Origin of the sequence: Bacteroides thetaiotaomicron VPI-5482 (assembly GCF_000011065.1) — a bacterium.
GTDB lineage: Bacteria > Bacteroidota > Bacteroidia > Bacteroidales > Bacteroidaceae > Bacteroides > Bacteroides thetaiotaomicron.
Genome location: NC_004663.1, coordinates 117,021 through 135,796, shown reverse-complemented (window position 1 = coordinate 135,796; position 18,776 = coordinate 117,021). Strand labels below are relative to the sequence as shown.

General features: G+C 42.1%; 13 protein-coding genes. 5 read left to right on the top strand and 8 right to left on the bottom strand.

All coding sequences use genetic code 11. The annotated features are described in order from the left end of the window. Positions 1-180 precede the first annotated feature (180 nt). Positions 181-2,100, bottom strand: a complete 1,920-nt coding sequence (locus BT_RS00680; RefSeq protein WP_055229046.1) for a glycoside hydrolase family 127 protein — start codon at positions 2,098-2,100, stop codon at positions 181-183. Positions 2,101-2,210: 110 nt separating this feature from the next. Further along, on the bottom strand, positions 2,211-3,821 hold the full coding sequence (locus BT_RS00675; protein WP_011107132.1) for a hypothetical protein: 1,611 nt from the start codon (positions 3,819-3,821) through the stop codon (positions 2,211-2,213). A gap of 152 nt (positions 3,822-3,973) precedes the next feature. Between BT_RS00675 and BT_RS00670 the strand changes: the two genes are divergently transcribed. Genes BT_RS00670 through murQ form a run of 3 tightly spaced genes read left to right on the top strand, consistent with a single transcriptional unit; the run spans position 3,974 to position 5,961 of the window. Beyond that, entirely contained in the window at positions 3,974-4,756 is a 783-nt protein-coding gene (locus BT_RS00670) for a HipA family kinase (protein ID WP_008766739.1), read from the top strand. Further along, complete coding sequence (locus BT_RS00665; RefSeq protein WP_008760453.1) at positions 4,734-5,117, top strand: DUF3037 domain-containing protein; 384 nt, start codon at positions 4,734-4,736, stop codon at positions 5,115-5,117. The genes BT_RS00670 and BT_RS00665 overlap by 23 nt, the downstream gene beginning before the upstream one ends. Before the next feature lie 10 nt (positions 5,118-5,127). After that, on the top strand, positions 5,128-5,961 hold the full coding sequence (murQ, locus tag BT_RS00660) for an N-acetylmuramic acid 6-phosphate etherase (RefSeq protein ID WP_008760452.1): 834 nt from the start codon (positions 5,128-5,130) through the stop codon (positions 5,959-5,961). On the opposite strand, the gene BT_RS00655 is transcribed toward murQ, so the two are convergent. From BT_RS00655 to BT_RS24810, 3 genes are all read right to left on the bottom strand, one after another. After that, positions 5,945-7,894 carry a glycoside hydrolase family 97 protein gene (locus tag BT_RS00655; RefSeq protein WP_008766740.1) on the bottom strand — a complete coding sequence of 650 codons (1,950 nt, stop codon included), beginning with the start codon at positions 7,892-7,894 and terminating at the stop codon, positions 5,945-5,947. The genes murQ and BT_RS00655 overlap by 17 nt on opposite strands. A gap of 224 nt (positions 7,895-8,118) precedes the next feature. Continuing rightward, the gene (locus BT_RS24815; RefSeq protein ID WP_258171966.1) at positions 8,119-8,751 is read right to left on the bottom strand and encodes an IS4 family transposase; all 633 of its coding nucleotides are present in this window, start codon (positions 8,749-8,751) and stop codon (positions 8,119-8,121) included. A gap of 4 nt (positions 8,752-8,755) precedes the next feature. Continuing rightward, positions 8,756-9,283: an IS4 family transposase gene (locus tag BT_RS24810; protein ID WP_164927903.1), complete on the bottom strand. Its 528-nt coding sequence runs from the start codon at positions 9,281-9,283 to the stop codon at positions 8,756-8,758. Between the two features lie 149 nt (positions 9,284-9,432). Between BT_RS24810 and BT_RS00640 the strand changes: the two genes are divergently transcribed. Then, entirely contained in the window at positions 9,433-10,248 is an 816-nt protein-coding gene (locus BT_RS00640; protein WP_008766741.1) for an SDR family oxidoreductase, read from the top strand. Positions 10,249-10,260: 12 nt separating this feature from the next. Continuing rightward, complete coding sequence (gene uxuA, locus BT_RS00635; protein WP_008766742.1) at positions 10,261-11,448, top strand: mannonate dehydratase; 1,188 nt, start codon at positions 10,261-10,263, stop codon at positions 11,446-11,448. 105 nt (positions 11,449-11,553) lie between these two features. On the opposite strand, the gene BT_RS00630 is transcribed toward uxuA, so the two are convergent. The 3 genes from BT_RS00630 to BT_RS00620 form a co-directional block, all read right to left on the bottom strand. After that, entirely contained in the window at positions 11,554-11,925 is a 372-nt protein-coding gene (locus BT_RS00630) for a hypothetical protein (protein WP_008766743.1), read from the bottom strand. 210 nt (positions 11,926-12,135) lie between these two features. Then, positions 12,136-15,429, bottom strand: coding sequence for an alginate lyase family protein (locus BT_RS24880; RefSeq protein WP_008766744.1), 3,294 nt, complete (start codon positions 15,427-15,429; stop codon positions 12,136-12,138). 144 nt (positions 15,430-15,573) lie between these two features. Beyond that, positions 15,574-18,330 (bottom strand): heparinase II/III family protein, encoded by a 2,757-nt coding sequence (locus tag BT_RS00620; protein ID WP_011107129.1) that lies wholly within the window; start codon positions 18,328-18,330, stop codon positions 15,574-15,576. Positions 18,331-18,776 lie beyond the last annotated feature (446 nt).

The following is an 18,776-nucleotide window of genomic DNA, read 5'->3' as shown; positions in this document are numbered from 1 at the left end:
AACGGGCTTTATCATATTAAACATGTGACAAACATACACAAAAATCTCCAAAAGAGAGCGGTTCCTTATCTAAAAAGTCGCCTCTCCGTATTTGCTGATGCTAATAGACAAATACGAAGAGGCGGAAGTATTTACTCAATGCACCCGAATAATTTATTCGTGCCTGTTCATTAAATTAAATCAATCTTGTAAATCCCAATACACTACATAACACTGGTGATGCAAATCATAAAGCGGACGGATCACATCTCCTTGCTCCGTAGTAAATTTCAAGTCTTTTCCCACACGGTGCAATGTTCGTTCGGGGTGTTTCACGTCTATTTTCAATGATGTACGCAGATCGGCAGGAACATGAAAATTATAAGTATAATAATCGTTGTAAAGAGCAGGATCAGAGAAGGGAGCAGGTGCCTGCATTCCTTCCGTTCCCCGTTCTCCGGCAAGTACTAACGGTCCATACAGCAAAGCTACTTTATTCGGATTATCGGGAGTAGCTTCCAGTTCGATCTGCATGGGATAAGTGGCCGCAATACGGTCACCATCTTTCCATTCACGGGTAATAGCAATATAAGAACCCGGTTTCTGTTTCACTGACACCTTTTTACCATTCACAAGTACTTTCACATTTTTACTCCATGAGGGATATCTCAAATAAATAGTAGTATGCCTTGGCTTTTCTGCACGAAGAGTGAGCCGAGTAGTCTCTTCCTTCGGAAAATCGGTTTCCTGAAGAAGCGTCAGTCCTTTTTCTTTCCAAGTCACTTGGGAAGGAATAAACAGATTCACATAGATGCCTTTATCATTATGGTAATAGATGGCTTCTCCATATTTGGCATGATTCTCAAATCCACTGCCTACACAACACCAGAAAGAATTTTCTTTGGTGCTATACAGTTTATGAGAGCCGGAAAGTAACGGAAGGAAATAAGTTACCATCCCTGTTTCCGGGTCTTGCTGTCCAAGGATATGATTGTATAATGCTCTCTCGTAGTAATCGGCAATAGAAGAATCACCGGTCCAGCAGAAAAGATGGCGACTAAGTTTCAACATATTGTAGGTGCAACATGTTTCACCGGTATAACCAGTCAAGTGTTTAGAGCATTTCTTCGGGTCGAAAAAATGCTCTTTATCACTGCTGCATCCCGGAGCAAAGGTGTGATGGTCAATCATGGTATGCCAGAAAAACTCTGAAAGTTTTTTACTCGTCTCATTCTGTGTCAATTCATAGTTGCGAGCTTCTGCAATTACTTTCGGGATAAATGTATTTGTATGTTTGGTTCCCAAATCATCCCGAAGTTCTTTCAGTGGGTCGATCACGTCATTATGATAGAAATATTCCGCCAACCAACGATAACGCTCGTCGCCTGTGATGGCATATAAATTATAAAATGATTCGTTGATTCCCCCGAACTCATTACGTATCATTAACCGGCGTGTCTCTTCACTAAGCGGTTTCAGTTTGTTATAAGCCCAGTCGCCCATTTTGGTCACCACACTCAAAGCCTGCTGATTATCTGCATATAAGTATTGGTCTATCAGACCGGAATAAAGTTTATGCAAGGTATACCAAGGTGCCCAGACACTCTTTCCCTGAATATTGCGGTTGATCAGTTCTTCGGGATATGCGCTCAAATATCCTCCTTTAAGTGCATTCTGCACTTCGGTCAATCCATTTACAAGGCTATCTCCTTTAAGTTTGAAAATCTCACTTCCGGTAGCAGCGTACATCAATGCGTAAGCTGAAAGCAAATGTCCGGTAGTATGTCCGCGAAGTTCGCAGTCCAGAGATTCCCAGCCACCGAGTTTTTTTACAGTCATATAGCCGCCTTCACGACCTGCAAAGACACCGGCATTGGTCCGGAAGCTATGTAACAGACGATTCACATCAAGAGAAGTCATCCATGCCGAATCCCGCAACATATTATCACGAAAACGACTCGCTAAGAGGCGGACATCCTTTAAATCAAAACTCTGTACCCGAATTGGAGCCACTGTCTCTTTTTTCATTTTTCCCTGATGCTGACCGGGGTATACAGACTGGGCGGACATCATAGTCGACACTGCCAACCATGCTATTACAACTAGATTTTTCTTATTCATAATCATTCTTTGTATCCTTTTCAATAAGATACGAATAAGCGCTGTTCAACACTCAATACAATGAAATTAATTCTGATTGATCGTTCCGTAAGCTTTCGTTTTATTCCATATTATTGATAAATAAAGAAACTTCGTTCTATCGGCTCTGCTGTCTGTACCTTTCCCGCCAGCCCATATTGCCAGGCAACTACTGTCACCTTCAACGGATATTTACTGCGAGGAGGTATCGGAGTAAATACAAGTTTGTTTCCGTCGATTTCCGCAGGGCCTTCTTTCACATAATAATATACAGGCAGTCCGCAATCGGAAGTAGCCCGAAGAGTGACGGACTCCACCCCTGCCTTCACATCCCCAATGCCTGGGAAAAGTATATACTGTCGTTTCCCCTCCGTGTTACGGTAAGGAATCCGGAAACTAAGTTCCTGCACTGTACTTTTATATTGATTATCACCGTCATGACTCGCCAAGAGGCAGATGTCTCCTGTGCGACGCTTATTATACATTCCCATGCGGTAGAAACGAACAGTAAAAGTAGTATCATTCACCTTCTGTACCGGTCCGCAGATGCGGGTTATTTCGGGAAAGGTCGATGAATGTTCGTCGGAGATGGTTGTATGCAGACTATCCGTAAATACAGCTTTCAGATGAAAAGTAAGTCCATCTTCCTCCGGCAGGAAACGGGCGGCAACTTTCACATGAGACTTCGGGTGATATGCAAGAAGGCTGTTCTCTTGTACAAAACCAAGATATTGCGGTTTTTTCCCTCTTTCCTGACGATAACGTTCTTCTGTCATGTCAACCATCTCTTTATCGAAATACCAGAAGGCATCATGCGGATCGCCTTTGTATTGTTTGAAGGGAGCTGCTTTAGCACGTCTCTTTTGGTCAGGATGCCAACGCTCGGCAAGCCATCCGTTTTCCGGATTCAATTTCTTCAGCATCACGGGCTTATCTACATCATACGTTTCCGGCAATCGGTACTCCATGGCTTTCTTCAGAAACAATGCAAGGTATACTGCCGTACGGTCTGCAATATCAAAATGTCCGCGCCCAGTATCACAAAGAAACGAGATGCAACTCCGGGGATACATCAGGCGAAACGCCAATGCCGGATTTACGCGATCTTCCCACCATTCATATTCTCCTTCGATCATCAAGCCGGGAATGCCGTCAATAGTACGTTTCCCCCACTCCATGTTATCACGGCCATATCCGGTAAGATTAGTACGCGGTGCGTCTCCATGAAAGGAAATGACAGCCAATGTCCGTTCGGGATTCCATGCTGCAAAATTCCAAGGATAAGTTGCCATCGCCGAATGTCCGAAAGGAACAATCGGAACGTATTTTAATTCATTGTAACCGCTGATAGCGGCAAAGTCCTCCAACATCTGCTCAAATGCCCTCTGACTTCCGGCAGATACATCCCATTTCTGGTCCCAGCCCGGAGTAATCCAGATCAAGCCCATACCCATTTCGGACATTTTCTCCCGAAACAGAAGATTCTCAAACAGGGTTTCCTCTGTCATATTGTGAGTACCTATCATCACACCTCTTACCTGGGCACAATCGGAAGGTATCCACAGAAATGCCTGTGGATGATCATCAGTTTCGTTAGAAATAATGCCGGGTATTTGTACAGACCACTGCCATTCCGCCGCTATACATTCCGGCCATAACATAAACACTAATATTCCAAATACTAAAAATCGAAGTAGTTTCATGTTCCATTCATTTATCGTTATTTTATGTAATACGTAACGAAACCAAAGTATACTCAACCGAAAAATATAAAAAAACTATTATTATAGGAACTCTTTCATCGACAATTTCACAAAAACGTCGTATCTTTATTCTCAATTAAGAAAGGAGTGATATGGATTTACGTACAGCAAACGTAACTAGATATATTCTTCCCCTGCGGGAAGGCGGATCATTGCCGGCTTTGGCTGAAGCTGACGATGAGTTCAAATATGTCGTAAAATTCAGAGGAGCAGGCCACGGAACCAAAGCCCTTATCGCTGAATTGATCGGAGGAGAAATAGCCCGTACTCTGGGCTTCAGAGTACCGGAGATCATCTTCCTGAATTTAGATGAAGCTTTCGGCCGAACGGAAGCAGATGAAGAGATACAGGATTTACTGCAATGGAGCCGTGGATTGAATATCGGTTTGCATTTCTTGTCCGGAGCGTTGACCTTCGATCCTGTCGTACATCAAGTGGATGGTAAAACCGCCTCACAGATTGTGTGGATGGATGCTTTTCTGACAAATGTGGACCGTACCATCAAGAATACCAATATGCTGATGTGGCATAAAGAATTATGGCTGATCGATCATGGAGCTTCCCTTTACTTCCAACATAGCTGGACCAACTGGCAGAAACAGGCACTCACCCCATTCGTGCAGATAAAAGATCATGTTTTATTGCCATTTGCCGACCAACTGAAAGAAACAGATATGGCATTCAGACAGTTACTAACCTCCGATAAGATATGGGAAATAGTCAATACCGTCCCCGACGACTGGTTGAACTGGACGGAAGGACAGGAAACTCCACAAGACCTGAGAGATATTTATATTCAATTTTTAGAGGAAAGGATCAAGCATTCCGAACTATTTGTAAATGAAGCGCAACATGCAAGAAAGGCACTTATATGAATACGCAACCATTCGTTTCGTTCCCAAAGTAGAACGTGAAGAATTTATCAATGTAGGTATTGTACTGTTCTCCAAACGATGCAAATACCTCAAATCACTTTATACGATAGATGAGAATAAACTGAAACTGTTTTCTTCCGAACTGGATATGAATTGTCTGAAAGAAGGACTGCATGTCTTCGACAGGATTTGTTCGGGTAGTAAGGAAGGGGGAATGATAGCAAGCATGGATGTCCCCGATCGTTTCCGGTGGCTGACCGCTGTAAAAAGCTCATGTATACAAGTATCCCGCCCGCATCCCGGATTTTCCGAGGATTTGGATGCTACCTTGGAGCGTTTGTTCAAAGAATTAGTGCTTTAAATGATCAATCATGGAATTTATCAAGATAACAGAGCAACCATCGCTCTATGATGACCTCGACAAGAAGTCGGTAAAAGAGATTCTGGAAGATATCAATACTGAAGACCATAAAGTAGCGGATGCCGTGCAGAAAGCAATCCCACAAATAGAGAAACTGGTCACATTAATTATTCCCCGAGTAAAAAAAGGTGGGAGAATATTCTATATGGGGGCCGGAACAAGCGGACGTTTAGGTGTACTCGACGCTTCCGAAATACCTCCGACTTTCGGTATGCCTCCCACCGTAGTTATCGGACTAATCGCCGGAGGAGATACCGCCTTGCGCAATCCCGTCGAGAATGCGGAAGATGATATGTCCCGCGGATGGGAAGAGTTATTGCAGCATCATATCAATAGTGAAGATACAGTCATCGGAATTGCAGCATCCGGCACCACTCCTTATGTGATCGGAGCCATGCGCACAGCACGGGAACACGGAATACTGACCGGCTGCATTACCAGTAATCCAAATTCGCCGATGGCTACCGAAGCTGATGTACCGATAGAAGTGATTGTCGGTCCGGAGTATGTGACAGGAAGTTCTCGGATGAAATCGGGTACTGCTCAAAAGATGATTCTGAATATGATCAGCACTACTATCATGATTGAACTGGGACGCGTGCAAGGAAATAAAATGGTCAATATGCAATTGAGTAACCAAAAACTCATTGATCGGGGAACGCGCATGATCATTGAAGAACTCCATCTGGACTACGAAAAGGCTGAGGCACTTCTGTTGCTACACGGTTCGGTTAAGTCTGCGATAGAGGCCTATCGCAGACACAACTCTACTCAGCAAGAGTAAAATGCAGTGCAGCACCACCGGAGGACTTTAACTTCAAAGTTAGCTTATCTCCGGCTTTTATCTTCTTATGAGTAGTACGAACCTTTGTACGTGTATTCAACTTGTCGTCATCTTCATACAAGTTGACTATATACTTCGTTCCCGGTTTCAAAAAATCCGTGGTTAACGTAATGGTACGCGCTTCTGTATTTGTCATTGCTCCCACAAACCATTCTTTTCCGGAACGACGAGCCTGCACAATATATTCACCTATTTCTCCATCTAATGCACGACTTTCATCCCAAACAGTCGGGATGGCTTTCCAGAACTCCAGTTCCTCCTCACCTTTATACATAGCAGGATTATCATACCAAAACATAAATTGCAAAGGACTGTAATATACGGCTGCCATTGCCAATTGATGTGCTTTGGTGTTTTTCACGCGACTATTAAAATAACAGAGTGTATAATCTCCTGCGCCTGCCAGAAAACGAGTATAAGGGAGAATGGTATTGTGTGTCGCATCCGGCATCTCTTCATTTCCACGGATACCTTCTTGCGTCATCAAATTGGGATAGGTACGACTGAAACCGGTTGGACGATATTCATCATGAATATCCACCATCATTTCATATTCCGCACATTTACGGACTGCATCATGTAACCACGTACTCCAATGCTGATTACCTATCTGTACAAAACCGAATTTAATTCCTTTCAATCCCCATTTTTTATACAATGGCAATAAAGAATCTAGCTGTTGAACCAAAGCACGTTGATTGACATAGACCATTAATCCAATGCCTCTAGATTCTGCATATTTACATAAAGCAGAAATATCAAGATCTTTATCCGGAGAAACCGTAGTAGCATCCGAACTCATTTTCATTTCCGGGCCATACCATCCTGCATCCATATGTACATATTGAATGCCACGTTCCGCTGCAAAATCAATGGCTGCTTTTACTTTCTCCTGTTTTAAGTCTCCAGAACGGAATACTTTCCCAGGCTTAATCCAAGAAATATCTGATATCCGACAAGGAGTATTTAAATTCAAAGCCAAATCATTATGATTGATCAAATCGACCGGACGTTCGGCAGCCATAATGACACGCCAAGGGGTACTGTAGGGAGAAATAATGTCAACGCTGCTATACAAGCTAGTTTCCAGTGTTGAAGGCTTCTCTGCAGACAAACGGAATTTTCCACGAGCATAATCCACCATCTCCGCTTCCAGTAATGCAACAGTCAATCCATCTGGCAGTTTCATAGTCAAAGGGCGTTCACTTTCCTCTTTTCCCCACCCTGACAGGGGACGAAGCTCATAAGGACCTTGTGCCCAACGTTCATAGTAAGCCATTGTACCTTCAGGCATTGTGAAACTTGTCCGTTCACCTGTAATATGTAAAAATAGCCCATTGGTCGTTTCCGGAAAATGATAACGGAATGCCACTCCTTCGTTATAGGCACGGACGATAATATTCATAAAGTAGTTTTTACGTTTGTCGTAACCGCCTTCAGTCATCCCTTGTCCCTCACCTTTACGAAACTTTAAAGTCATTTCATTATAACAGTCCCGAACTTCGGCACGTTCTCCATATACAGGTTTCCATGTTGCATCGTTTTTCCGATGATCAGTATCCGTTAATTTCAGATTCTCGCACCAAAAATGGCAAGTATCGTTCGGTACTCCCAATGCCGATTCAAACAATTGATTCTCTATCTGTACACCGAGTTCACCCTCCTCCACTACAGGACGATTCTTATATATCAGCGTATAATACATCCGTGCATTATCCTCTCCGAACGAACGCTGGTAAAAGGTGAACCGATACGCTCCGTCTGGGGAAGTCAGTTCCCGGCGGGTTTCTGTCATCACATTCTGTGCCTTTGTCAGTGTCGGTATTACCAACAGTAAAAGCAAGATACTTTTCTTCATTCTATTTAAATTCATGTTTATCCGTTTTTCCAATATATACGAACGAATTAATTATTATACTCAATCTGTCTCCCAAAGAAACACTACTTCTCAATTCTTTTTATAAAAGTCTCTTTTCTTTCATACATTTCTGCAAATATAAACAAACATCTTGCAAAAATAAGCACAACATCACATTCAAAAAGCAGCTACTTTTGCATCAATTCATATCATTAGTGTCCCATTAAAATTGGGACGAATTAAAAATTAAATAAACTTGGCCCATTTGGTCCGAATCGTTCTTTGTCATTTTGAAATTTAGTTTTATCAAAGAGGTCTCTCAGATGAGTCTTATCAGTCAATGAGATGCTCAGTATTTGTAACACTTCATATGTACTTCTGTCCAGTTGCATATCGTGTTGAATGATTGCCACCAAACAGTAAGCGCATATAGCAGCATATATCTGTATTCGAACAGCATTCTCTGTAGTTCCCCAAAATCTTTTGATTTTAAGGTGCTGCTTGAGCCATTTGAAAAACAGCTCTACCTGCCAGCGATTTTTATAAAGTTCAGCAACTTGAAGCGCAGATATATGCATCGCATTGGTTATGAATGTAAATTCTCGTTCTTGTTCTTCATCCCAATATTTAACCAGTCTAAGTGGCTTTGGGTAATATTGTTTAGGATAGAATCCTGTCAGAAGTACACTTGCGTCTGAAAGCACATTCTTAGGCAGTCTACGTTTCCATTGGATGGATTTGTATTGAAGATTCTTTTTTGCTCTGACAACAAAGTAGGCTTCAATTTGATGAATTTTATACAGCATTTTGAAGTTGTTATAACCGCGGTCAAAGATGTAATAAGAGCTTGGTTCATAAGGAATTTCAATCATAACTTTAGTAATCGTGTACGGATGCTTCCGTGATATGAAAGAATGCAGGAATCTGTGTTTCCACATCATATAATGTATGCACTTTGATACCACCTTTCTTTTTGCGGAATTTTGCCCACCAAAAGACTGAAAGGCACAGGTCAATAGTTGTCGAATCGAAAGCATAAACGTTACCGCCAAGTTTGAAAATATGATTAGCACACTTTTGTCGTGCTTCGCTAACCAGGTAGTAAGCATATTCTTCAAAGATGTGATAGTCTCTATCTTGATTTGCTCTTGCCAGCGATGACTTTGATACATTTTTACCCATTCCTAAATGATAACATTTGGAATGATGAGCTTCAAGAGCAACTATCAAATCTCGCAGACTTTCACGATTAGAAAGTTGACCAAACATCAAAGCAAGTAGTTGATTCCAGCAGGTGAAGTGCTTCACATATTTATCACCATCATACTTGGTGACTATGCGGTTAAACTTACTTCGATTCAGAAATGAAGCCAATTGAGCGAAAACGTATTTGTCTTGGAACATATGCCATCGGATTAATCTGATGCAAAGCTACAAATTCAAGTCCGTTCGCTCGGAAAATCGCTGTAACTAACTAAATTTCAAATATTTCAAAGAACTCTTTTAGATTTTAATGGGACAGCAATGAATTCATATAAATAATAAATAAAACCATGAACGAATTATTTAGTATTGCCGGTAAGGTAGCTGTAATTACCGGAGCAGGTGGTGTGTTGGGAGGAAATATCGCCCAGCACTTTGTACAGCAGGGAGCAAAAGTTGTAGCTATCGACATCCGTCAGGAACAACTGGACAACCGTGTAGCAGAACTTAAACAATATGGTCAGGATGTTATCGGTATTATTGGAGACGTGCTGGACATCGCCAGTCTGGAAAAAGTAGCGGAAGAGATTGTTGCCCAATGGGGACAGATTGATATTCTGTTGAATATTGCCGGAGGCAACATGCCGGGAGCCACTCTTGAATCGGATCAGAACTTCTATGATATGGACATTTCCTGTTGGGAGAAAGTGACCAGTCTGAATATGAACGGTACAGTCTATCCGTCTATGATCTTTGGTAAAGTGATGGCAGAGCAGAAAAAAGGTTGCATTATCAATGTGTCTTCTATGGCTGCTTATAGTGCCATCACCCGTGTGCCGGGGTATTCGGCTGCAAAAACAGCTGTAGCTAACTTTACACAATGGCTTGCCAGTGAGATGGCTCTGAAATATGGTGACGGCATCCGTGTAAATGCCATTGCTCCCGGTTTCTTTATCGGCGATCAGAACCGTCGCGTACTTATCAATCCGGATGGCTCGCTGACTGACAGAAGCAAAAAGGTTTTAGCCAAGACACCGATGAACCGTTTTGGTGATATTAAAGAATTGAACGGTGCCGTACAATTTTTGTGTAGCGAAGCTGCCAGTTTTGTAACCGGTGCAATGTTGCCTATCGACGGTGGATTCAGTGCATTCAGCGGCGTATAAAGAGAAGAAACTATGATGGAAAAAACATGGAGATGGTTTGGCAAGAAAGACAAGATTACCTTGCCAATGCTCCGGCAAATAGGTGTGGAAGGGATTGTTACAGCTTTGCACGACATACCGAACGGAGAAATATGGACAATAGAAGCGATTAATGCTCTGAAATCCTATATAGAATCATACGGACTGCGCTGGTCTGTAGTAGAAAGTTTGCCCGTATGCGAAGCGATCAAATATGGTGGGACAGAACGTGAACAGTTGATAGAGAACTACAAAGTAAGCCTTACCAATCTAGGTAAATGTGGAATAAAAACTGTTTGCTATAACTTTATGCCAGTCATCGACTGGATACGTACAGACTTGCAGTACCTCTGCCCCGACGGTACTAGCTCATTGTATTATGACCGTATCCGTTTCGCCTATTTCGACATGAAGATACTGGAACGGGAAGGGGCTGAAAAGGATTATACGGAAGAAGAACTTCATAAAGTTTCCGAACTGGATCAAGTGATCACCGAAAAAGAGAAGGATGATCTGATTGATACCATTATCGTTAAGACACAAGGATTTGTCAATGGGAACATCAAAGAAGGAGACAAAGAACCGGTCGTCCTTTTCAAACGGTTGTTAACTTTGTACAAAGATATTAACCGTGACATCCTGCGAGAAAATATGTGTCACTTTCTTTCTGCCATTATGCCGGTTTGCGAAGAATACGGAGTGAATATGTGCGTGCATCCCGACGATCCTCCATTCCAGGTTCTTGGTCTTCCTCGTATCGTCACCAATGAAGAAGATATAGCCTGGTTCCTGAATGCAGTAGACAATCCGCACAACGGACTGACATTCTGTGCAGGTTCCTTGAGTGCCGGCGAACACAATGATACCCGCGAATTGGCAAAGAAGTTTGCTAAACGTACGCACTTTATACACCTACGCAGCACAGCCGCCATGCCGGGTGGAAACTTCATTGAAAGTTCTCACCTGGCAGGAAGAGGACATATCATTGACCTTATCCGAATCTTTGAGAAAGAAAATCCGGGATTACCTATGCGCATTGATCACGGGAGAATGATGCTGGGAGATGAAGACAAGGGGTATAATCCAGGCTATTCTTTTTATGGACGTATGCTGGCACTGGCGCAAGTAGAGGGTATGATGACGGTAGTGGATGATGAAATAAAACGTCAGATGAAATTATGATTCTCTTTCACCAGACATTGATGCAAAAAAGAAGGGAGAAGTCATATTTAACATCTCCCTTCTTTTTATCTATCATAGCAATAATCAATTTCTCTTTGAAACGATTTATTTCTTTTGTCCTTCTTGGAAATCCGGTATACGTTTTACATCCGCACCTTTCATTACACCTTTTTTAATTGCTTCATTGGTTTCTGAAATTTCTTTCTTAACACGCTTATAATATTCTTTAGTCAGTCCTTTCTCCACAGCTTCAGACTCTGTAGCCGCCCAGAAATACTGGTAATCCATCAGCATCAAGTCAGGAGCAACCACCTTAAAGAAAATACTATCTCCTTCAAATTTTTCACGTAAATCACCTAAATAAATAGTGTCTGCCGGATTTACTTCTTGTGTACTTGCATTTTTTTGTGAACTACTGCTACCACAAGAGGCTAACAATAAGCCTCCAAATAACGAAATAAAAATTAATAATTTCATATATCTATCATTTATAATATAAAACATGCTCAACGGTTCAATTATCAGGATCAGAATATCATCCTGTAACAGAGTGCACAAAAATAGTAATTTATAATATCATAATGATCATTTTTCTGTTCTTTTTCTATATTTTCCTACAAATTACTTGAGTAATACGTTAATTACTCCCTAAAAATGCTTCACACATACTTATATCATATCACCACTTTATCTATCCCTTTCTACTTTTTCCAATCGGAAAGCACTGAGACATAACTTTTGTCCGGCCTTGTCAACACGTAAACGCAATACACAGGCACCAGCCGAAAGTGAAAGTTCGCCAAGTTTTGTTTCTTTCCACTTTTTAGAAGAAGGGATCGAAGACGAGATTTCTAATCCCTGATCAGAGGCCATTGCTACATGTGAAGAGGAATTTGCCGAATAAGTAAGATAAACAGCGTAAGCTCCACTTTTAGGGATATTAACAGTATAATTCATCCACTCGCCGTCTTCTACCTGAACCACTACGTATTTATTATCTATTTTCTGTAATTCAACTGCTCCATCCGGACGATACTCATTTCCACGTACTGTCCCTATATTATGATAGGTATGCCCTTCAGGATTTTCTGATATACAATAATAATCATAATCAGCAGCCAAAATTGTACTGGGCAATTGATGCAAACCGGAAACTCGCTTACCTGTAGAAAAAGTAACCGGATCACCTGCCATCCAAGGGGTCAGTCGCTTAGTTAAAGTCCCCCAACCAGTCCACTCATAAAACCAATTCGGGGCTACTCCCCAATTCTCACATCCATAACGTTCTATCATATAATCACGATAACGCTGTAACCAGGTATATTTTTCAGCCGGTAATCCACTACGCACCGCATAATGTGCCAATGCCATTTCTCTGGTTCCTCCTGTCCCGGCAACATCTCCCCGTCCATGAGAGGAGATATTCACAGACTCCCAACGTCCGCTACGACTTTTTATCTGGAGATATTTCCCGTTATCAAATGTGACTTCATTCATATCCTTTGTTAATCCTGTTGGCTCCCAAGGTGTTTCCTGTTTTTTGTAAGATTGAATACTTGACAGGTTATAACGATAACTCCATTCTAGCCCGAGCAATAAACGATTGTCCAAACTACTATATAAAGAATCCCCCTGATTCCATGCCATTTCTGCAATAGCAACATAATTGTGCAACCCGGCTAATACATGTCCCTGATCACGACTGGATTCCTGACACTGACCATTAGGATAAATATAATATTGAAGCTGTTCGTCATAACCATAATCCTGAATATCATTCTTCCGTTGTAACAATTTATAATCAATCATAGTAGGAGAAACATGAATGGGTTGATCGCTGGAAATAGCCGGTCCTGAAGGATATGGCAAATCATCTTTACGATGTTTCATTCCCAGTAAATAGCGATAAGCACGGTCATACATTATCTCATTATCAAGATAGATAGCCATTGCCATCATACTGCGTGCTGCAAACAATCCTTGATTACCGAAACGCGCTGCATCAAAATTATAGATATTCCAATAAAAAGTTACTCCATTTTTTGTATCATCCAGATAATTAGCATATTTAGCAGAATAATTTTCCGTATTACTATACCCCGGATAAACCAGCATATCTTTGAAACGTTGCTGATCTTGCCGTGTCCATCCAGAATAATCTCTCATCATTTCAGCCGCATCAATCAACAAATAAATTTTCCCATTATCCAACGGTCCTGTACCACGGCTACTAGTATTAGTATAATAAGAATTTGCATTCAAATATTCTACAGCCTTACGTGCATAGGCTTCTTCTCCTGTCAAGTGCCAAAGAAGAGCTAAATCATGAGCACGACGCCCATCCACCCCGATTGTAGCATTAAATCGCCCTTCCTTTATTTGCTCTCCACGATTCACCACAGGTGCATCAAGTGATGAATAAGAAGACTCCTTCAATTTCAAAAAGGTAGAATAATAAGGTTCTTGTCTGGCTTCTACCATTGCTTTCATACGATCGAGGTCACCTTGCGTATAAGTAATACCCGGATGAACAAAACGACGTTGTGACTGAGCTACATCACTTGTAAAAACAATATTTTCCACATGAGGTCCTACATATATGCGTGCCATATCTGAAGTCTTATACCACCGAGGTTTGTCCGGCATATTATCATCAATCAATTTTCCATTTATTTTCAAATTTTCAAAACGTATGTTCTTTACCTTACGTTTTTCATCATATCCTTCAATAATAGAAAGTTCCGCATTCTCTCCGGTATAGGATATATTCTTAAACAATACGTTCTCAATTCCTCTTCCGGGAGCAGTACAGTATTTTTCATTATAAAAGATACGTAAATTGACAAGTTGCCCCTGACGGAAATTCTCAACACGGATGTCCTCAAAATGAACATTGCGTATTAAATTGTTATCACCTGCATTAATAGCCATACATCCTTGATAATCGACTTGTTTCTCTCTATGATCCAATATATCAATATTAATATAATTCAGATCTTCCAAAACTTCGGGAGCTTTAGAATTACCATGAATTCCAATAAAAATAGGATGGGCTACATCTGCCCAAAGAGTGGAATTCTGCATTGTTATATTCCGACAACCTCCTTCAAATCCCAAACGAGTGCCATAAACAGTTGTACAATCATCTGAGTTACGGCAGAAGACACCATCAAATAATACGTTATTGCTCGCAAAAACATTCATGCCATCTCCCCACCCATAATAACTAATACTTTTGACATTACGGATAGTAACATTTTCCGACCCTCCTGTCGCACATTGAGTAGCAACAATTCCTTCTACATAGACATCTCGGGAATTCGCAATACGAATACCTCCTTTTATAGAATGATCGATAATTCCTCTTCCTAGCAATTTTACATCATGTACGTTTTCGATTAGGACACGCCCCATTAAAACAGCTCCTCCTGCCAGATACACAGTCTTACCGGATGGCACTCTCAATTCCCCATTTTTAACTGTATGTATTCCAGGACCAAAGTAAATTACTTCCGGATTATCTTTGTCCGGAATCGTTCTTTCCGGAGATCCTGTAAATAAGTGAAAATTATGAAAAATATCCCCATTTACTTCTACTGACAAATTTCGAGGATGCTCTAATGTAAAAGTTACTGTATTACCATCGATCTGAAATGGGATATCATACGAGAGAGGACGGACTTTTGCCGTCTGTACTTCTCCCAAATTATAGGTTACGGCTACTTCCACTTTTCCTGTAAAATCAAAAATTGCCATCGAAGCATTTTCTACATAATGTCGTGTATCTCTTACCTCATCCACCTTAATCAGATAAGAAGATAAGGTATGCCAGACTCCATCTTGCAAACGGACCTTAACCGTAAAATCACTATTTAAAGCAACTCCTGCGGGAGCCTTCCAAGTTGCAAGTGTGTCTTTAGCAAAGATACAAGTTGCACCACCTAATAATGCAGCTAATAATAAGAACCAATATTTCTTCATGATATTATCGAATAAAATTCTTTTATAGTATTACGAACAATAAAGACGATTCACCTATTCTCTATCAAAGATATTTATGAAAACTCGCAAAACAACAATCGTTCAATTAAAACAATGATATGTTTATTCATCTAACAATGATTCTTATTGTACAGCCAATAACGTCAATTCGGTGGTTATTCCAGATTGCACCGCTTTTCCGTCAATCACCATCTTACAGGGGGCAGAAGAAAGAATATACCATTTTCCCTGCTTCTTTTCGAGCAGCACATTAGCAGCCTCCGAAGTCTGGATACTGATACCGGATGCAATCAGTTGCGTTCCGTTCCCTATAAACAGCGTCCGGTTTCCCGCATATTCGTTACTGATTACGGCATAGTCCGCTTTCACTTTCATTCCCTGATAGGTTGCGGTCTGCGACGAATCCGTCAAAGAGAAAATATGGTCAGTACGCCCGTTTTTACTTTCCACACAGATACCGGCAAAGTCTTTCAAGCCGGGCTCTTCCGCATCAAAGTAAGAGACTGACTGAATAGCCGAAGGCTCTTTCTGCGTACTTGGTTCATAAACAGCAACAAAAGGACGATTCCATGCTTCTCCATGCTGCCGGGCAACGAAGGTGAGCGTAGGCTGTTCCTTTATATTATAAGGCATATGGGGAGTCCGGCTCAATCCTTCGGTCATCGGTGACAGTGCGGTGAACACTTCCCGTTCCGGTTCTCCTTTCATCCAGAGATTCATGGAAATATCATCTCCGCCTTTATCCTTCATATCGATGGTAAAAGTCACTTTCACATCCTGACCGGTGGTAGCCACTTTCTTATCATATAAGTAGGAATAAGCATAAAGATGGGCACCTGCAAAAGCTAGCTCTTCGGTAGGCTGCAAATTCAAGTCCGTACCATCGGCAGCCGTAAGTGTCATTGTCTGACCTAGATTATGGTAGAAATAATCGTGCATTTTATCGCCTCCCCGTTCTTTCCGGCTGCGGAATACATCCACATAATACCCTGTCTCCGGACCGGTAGTAACAATGCCCATCAGTCGAGTCTGATCCGCCCTGCTCTCCGGCTCACGGAAAGCTACCTGACTATAGGTGACGGAAGTAAATCCTTTACCCGGTTCCGCCGAAGCCGGAAAACAGGAAAGCAAATCGAAAGAATGATTACTTTTCATCACCGGATAACTGGAAATGCCATCTACACAAACCGTATTATGACTGGGGAATTGAGAGTAATATTCCGCATAGTCCAGACCGCTATACAGAAAAAGTCCGATACCCGCATCCGGTCCCAGCACATATCCTTTTCCATAAAGCTCCATCGAAATACCATTCGCGTGCATATGATTGCCTTCACTAGCATTGAGAGAAATCATCAGACTGTTGCGCGGATGCATCCCGTTGCGCTGTACCAGCCACGATACGTTGGGGGCATAGAACAGAGGAGATACATAATCCTCGATTTTCCCCGCCTCCACCTTCGGGTCCAACACTAACGGCTTGTCCTCAAAGAAGGAGTTGACAGAGGCCCGTACATTCTTCTTGCCACTTTTTTCGCTACCTTCCTCCGGATTCAGACATTTCAGCAAAGCGGTGAAGTAACGTTCCTGCTCTTTCTTTCCGTTTGCCTGCGCATTCTGTATCATCCGGATAAAGAAGTTCGTACTTAAGTAACTTGGATGCGTATCTCCGAAACCACAGATCATCCGGTTCGGAAAAAGATACTGCGGAGTAGTCGCTACTGCTTTTGCCAGCACAGGCATTGCCTTTACCAAGTCATATTGCAGATTGTGGTCAAACTGATGGGTGAAGTTCGCGTAGTCATTGATGACTACACTGCTGTATCCCGGACATTCCGCCCATATACCCGTTTCGGAGTCAAAGCCGTAATCGGCCAGCTTGGTCAGACTCCACTGGCGGATGCTCGAACGGTTCATAACGTAGTCAATATAGTATTCGCGTCCTTTCCCGTCCGCATATTCTTTATTATCTTCCAGCACCAGTCCCACGTTCATGATATATCGTGCCTGCAATAAATCCCAGTTATTATGGGGGACTCCGTTGGCGATGATATTATCCGCCCATTTCTTCAATGCGCCGGCATAAATCATCATCTTATCCGGATAGTTGGATTGCAGATAATGATAGAGGAAGTCATACAAAGGGACAACGATATGCAAAGCATCCTCATGGATCACTTCAAAAGAAGTCAGCCCCACCAGTGTCTGCTGATGCCCGTGATTCAGGTCAACAGGAACATTTCTGTAATAAATTCCCGTCATATAAGTATCGAAAACGCCGGCAGCCAGTCGGGCATACTTTTCCTCTCCCGTCATCCAATAGAGGAAAGCGGCGTCACGGGCAATTCCCAGAATCTCACAGTTCAGACTTTCAATATTGCGTCCGGTCTTGGACGGATGCACACTCTCCAGCGGACGACCTTTCAGGGCATTGTTGCAGAAAGTCACGTTTCCTTCCGCACTATCGTCATAAGGTACTACATCTTCCAGCTTAGGTCGACCGTGCGTAGCGGCCGTCCCTCGTGTTCCGGTATAGCGAACCGTCGGAGCAGGTGCCTTCGCGCCTCCGGCATGGTCGAACACCTCACCTTTCACGTACACTTCCGTTGCATGCGACTTCCAGTACATGGCCAAACGGGATAATAACCAGTCCGGCTGACTTTCCGTACGTCGCGTATATACTTCCGTCCGTTCTTTCAGCTTGTTAAAGACATCTTGTGCCCATGCTTCCTTCTTGATCAACTTCCATGTTTCTTTTTTTCCTTCCGGGGTAGTCAGTACTCTCGGATGATCCTGCGGCATCTTCTCCGGCAACGGAATCTCCTGCCCGTGCGCATTCAGGAAAAAAAGCACACACAATCCTAACAAAATTCGTCTCATACTTCCATTTCTTATTTACGTTTGCTACGTATTTAATACGAAAATAAGGAATAATTTACCTAACTGGTATCAGAAAACCCGTTTTTATTTTCACCGGTACGGACTGCCTTCATACTCCGGACATTCAAGTATACTCAAAAAGATAGCCTGCAAGCATACCACTTACAGGCTATCACAATCCCCTTTTTTCCCTTTGTATCAGGGAGGCAACTTACGTTTCCCCGTCCCCGCCGGAACTCTTGCTGTACATCCTTGCCATCAAGCTATATAAAACTCATACAAGGAGCATTTTCCCATTCAGATACAGTACCGGCAGGTCCCCATAAGTCACTCCACAATGTTCTTGCGAATCTCCCCAACTATTGTTGGATTCATATGGGTATTCGCCCTTTTTCGATGCGAAGATAATTTTTTTATGCTACTATTATAGTTAACACCGTCTATTA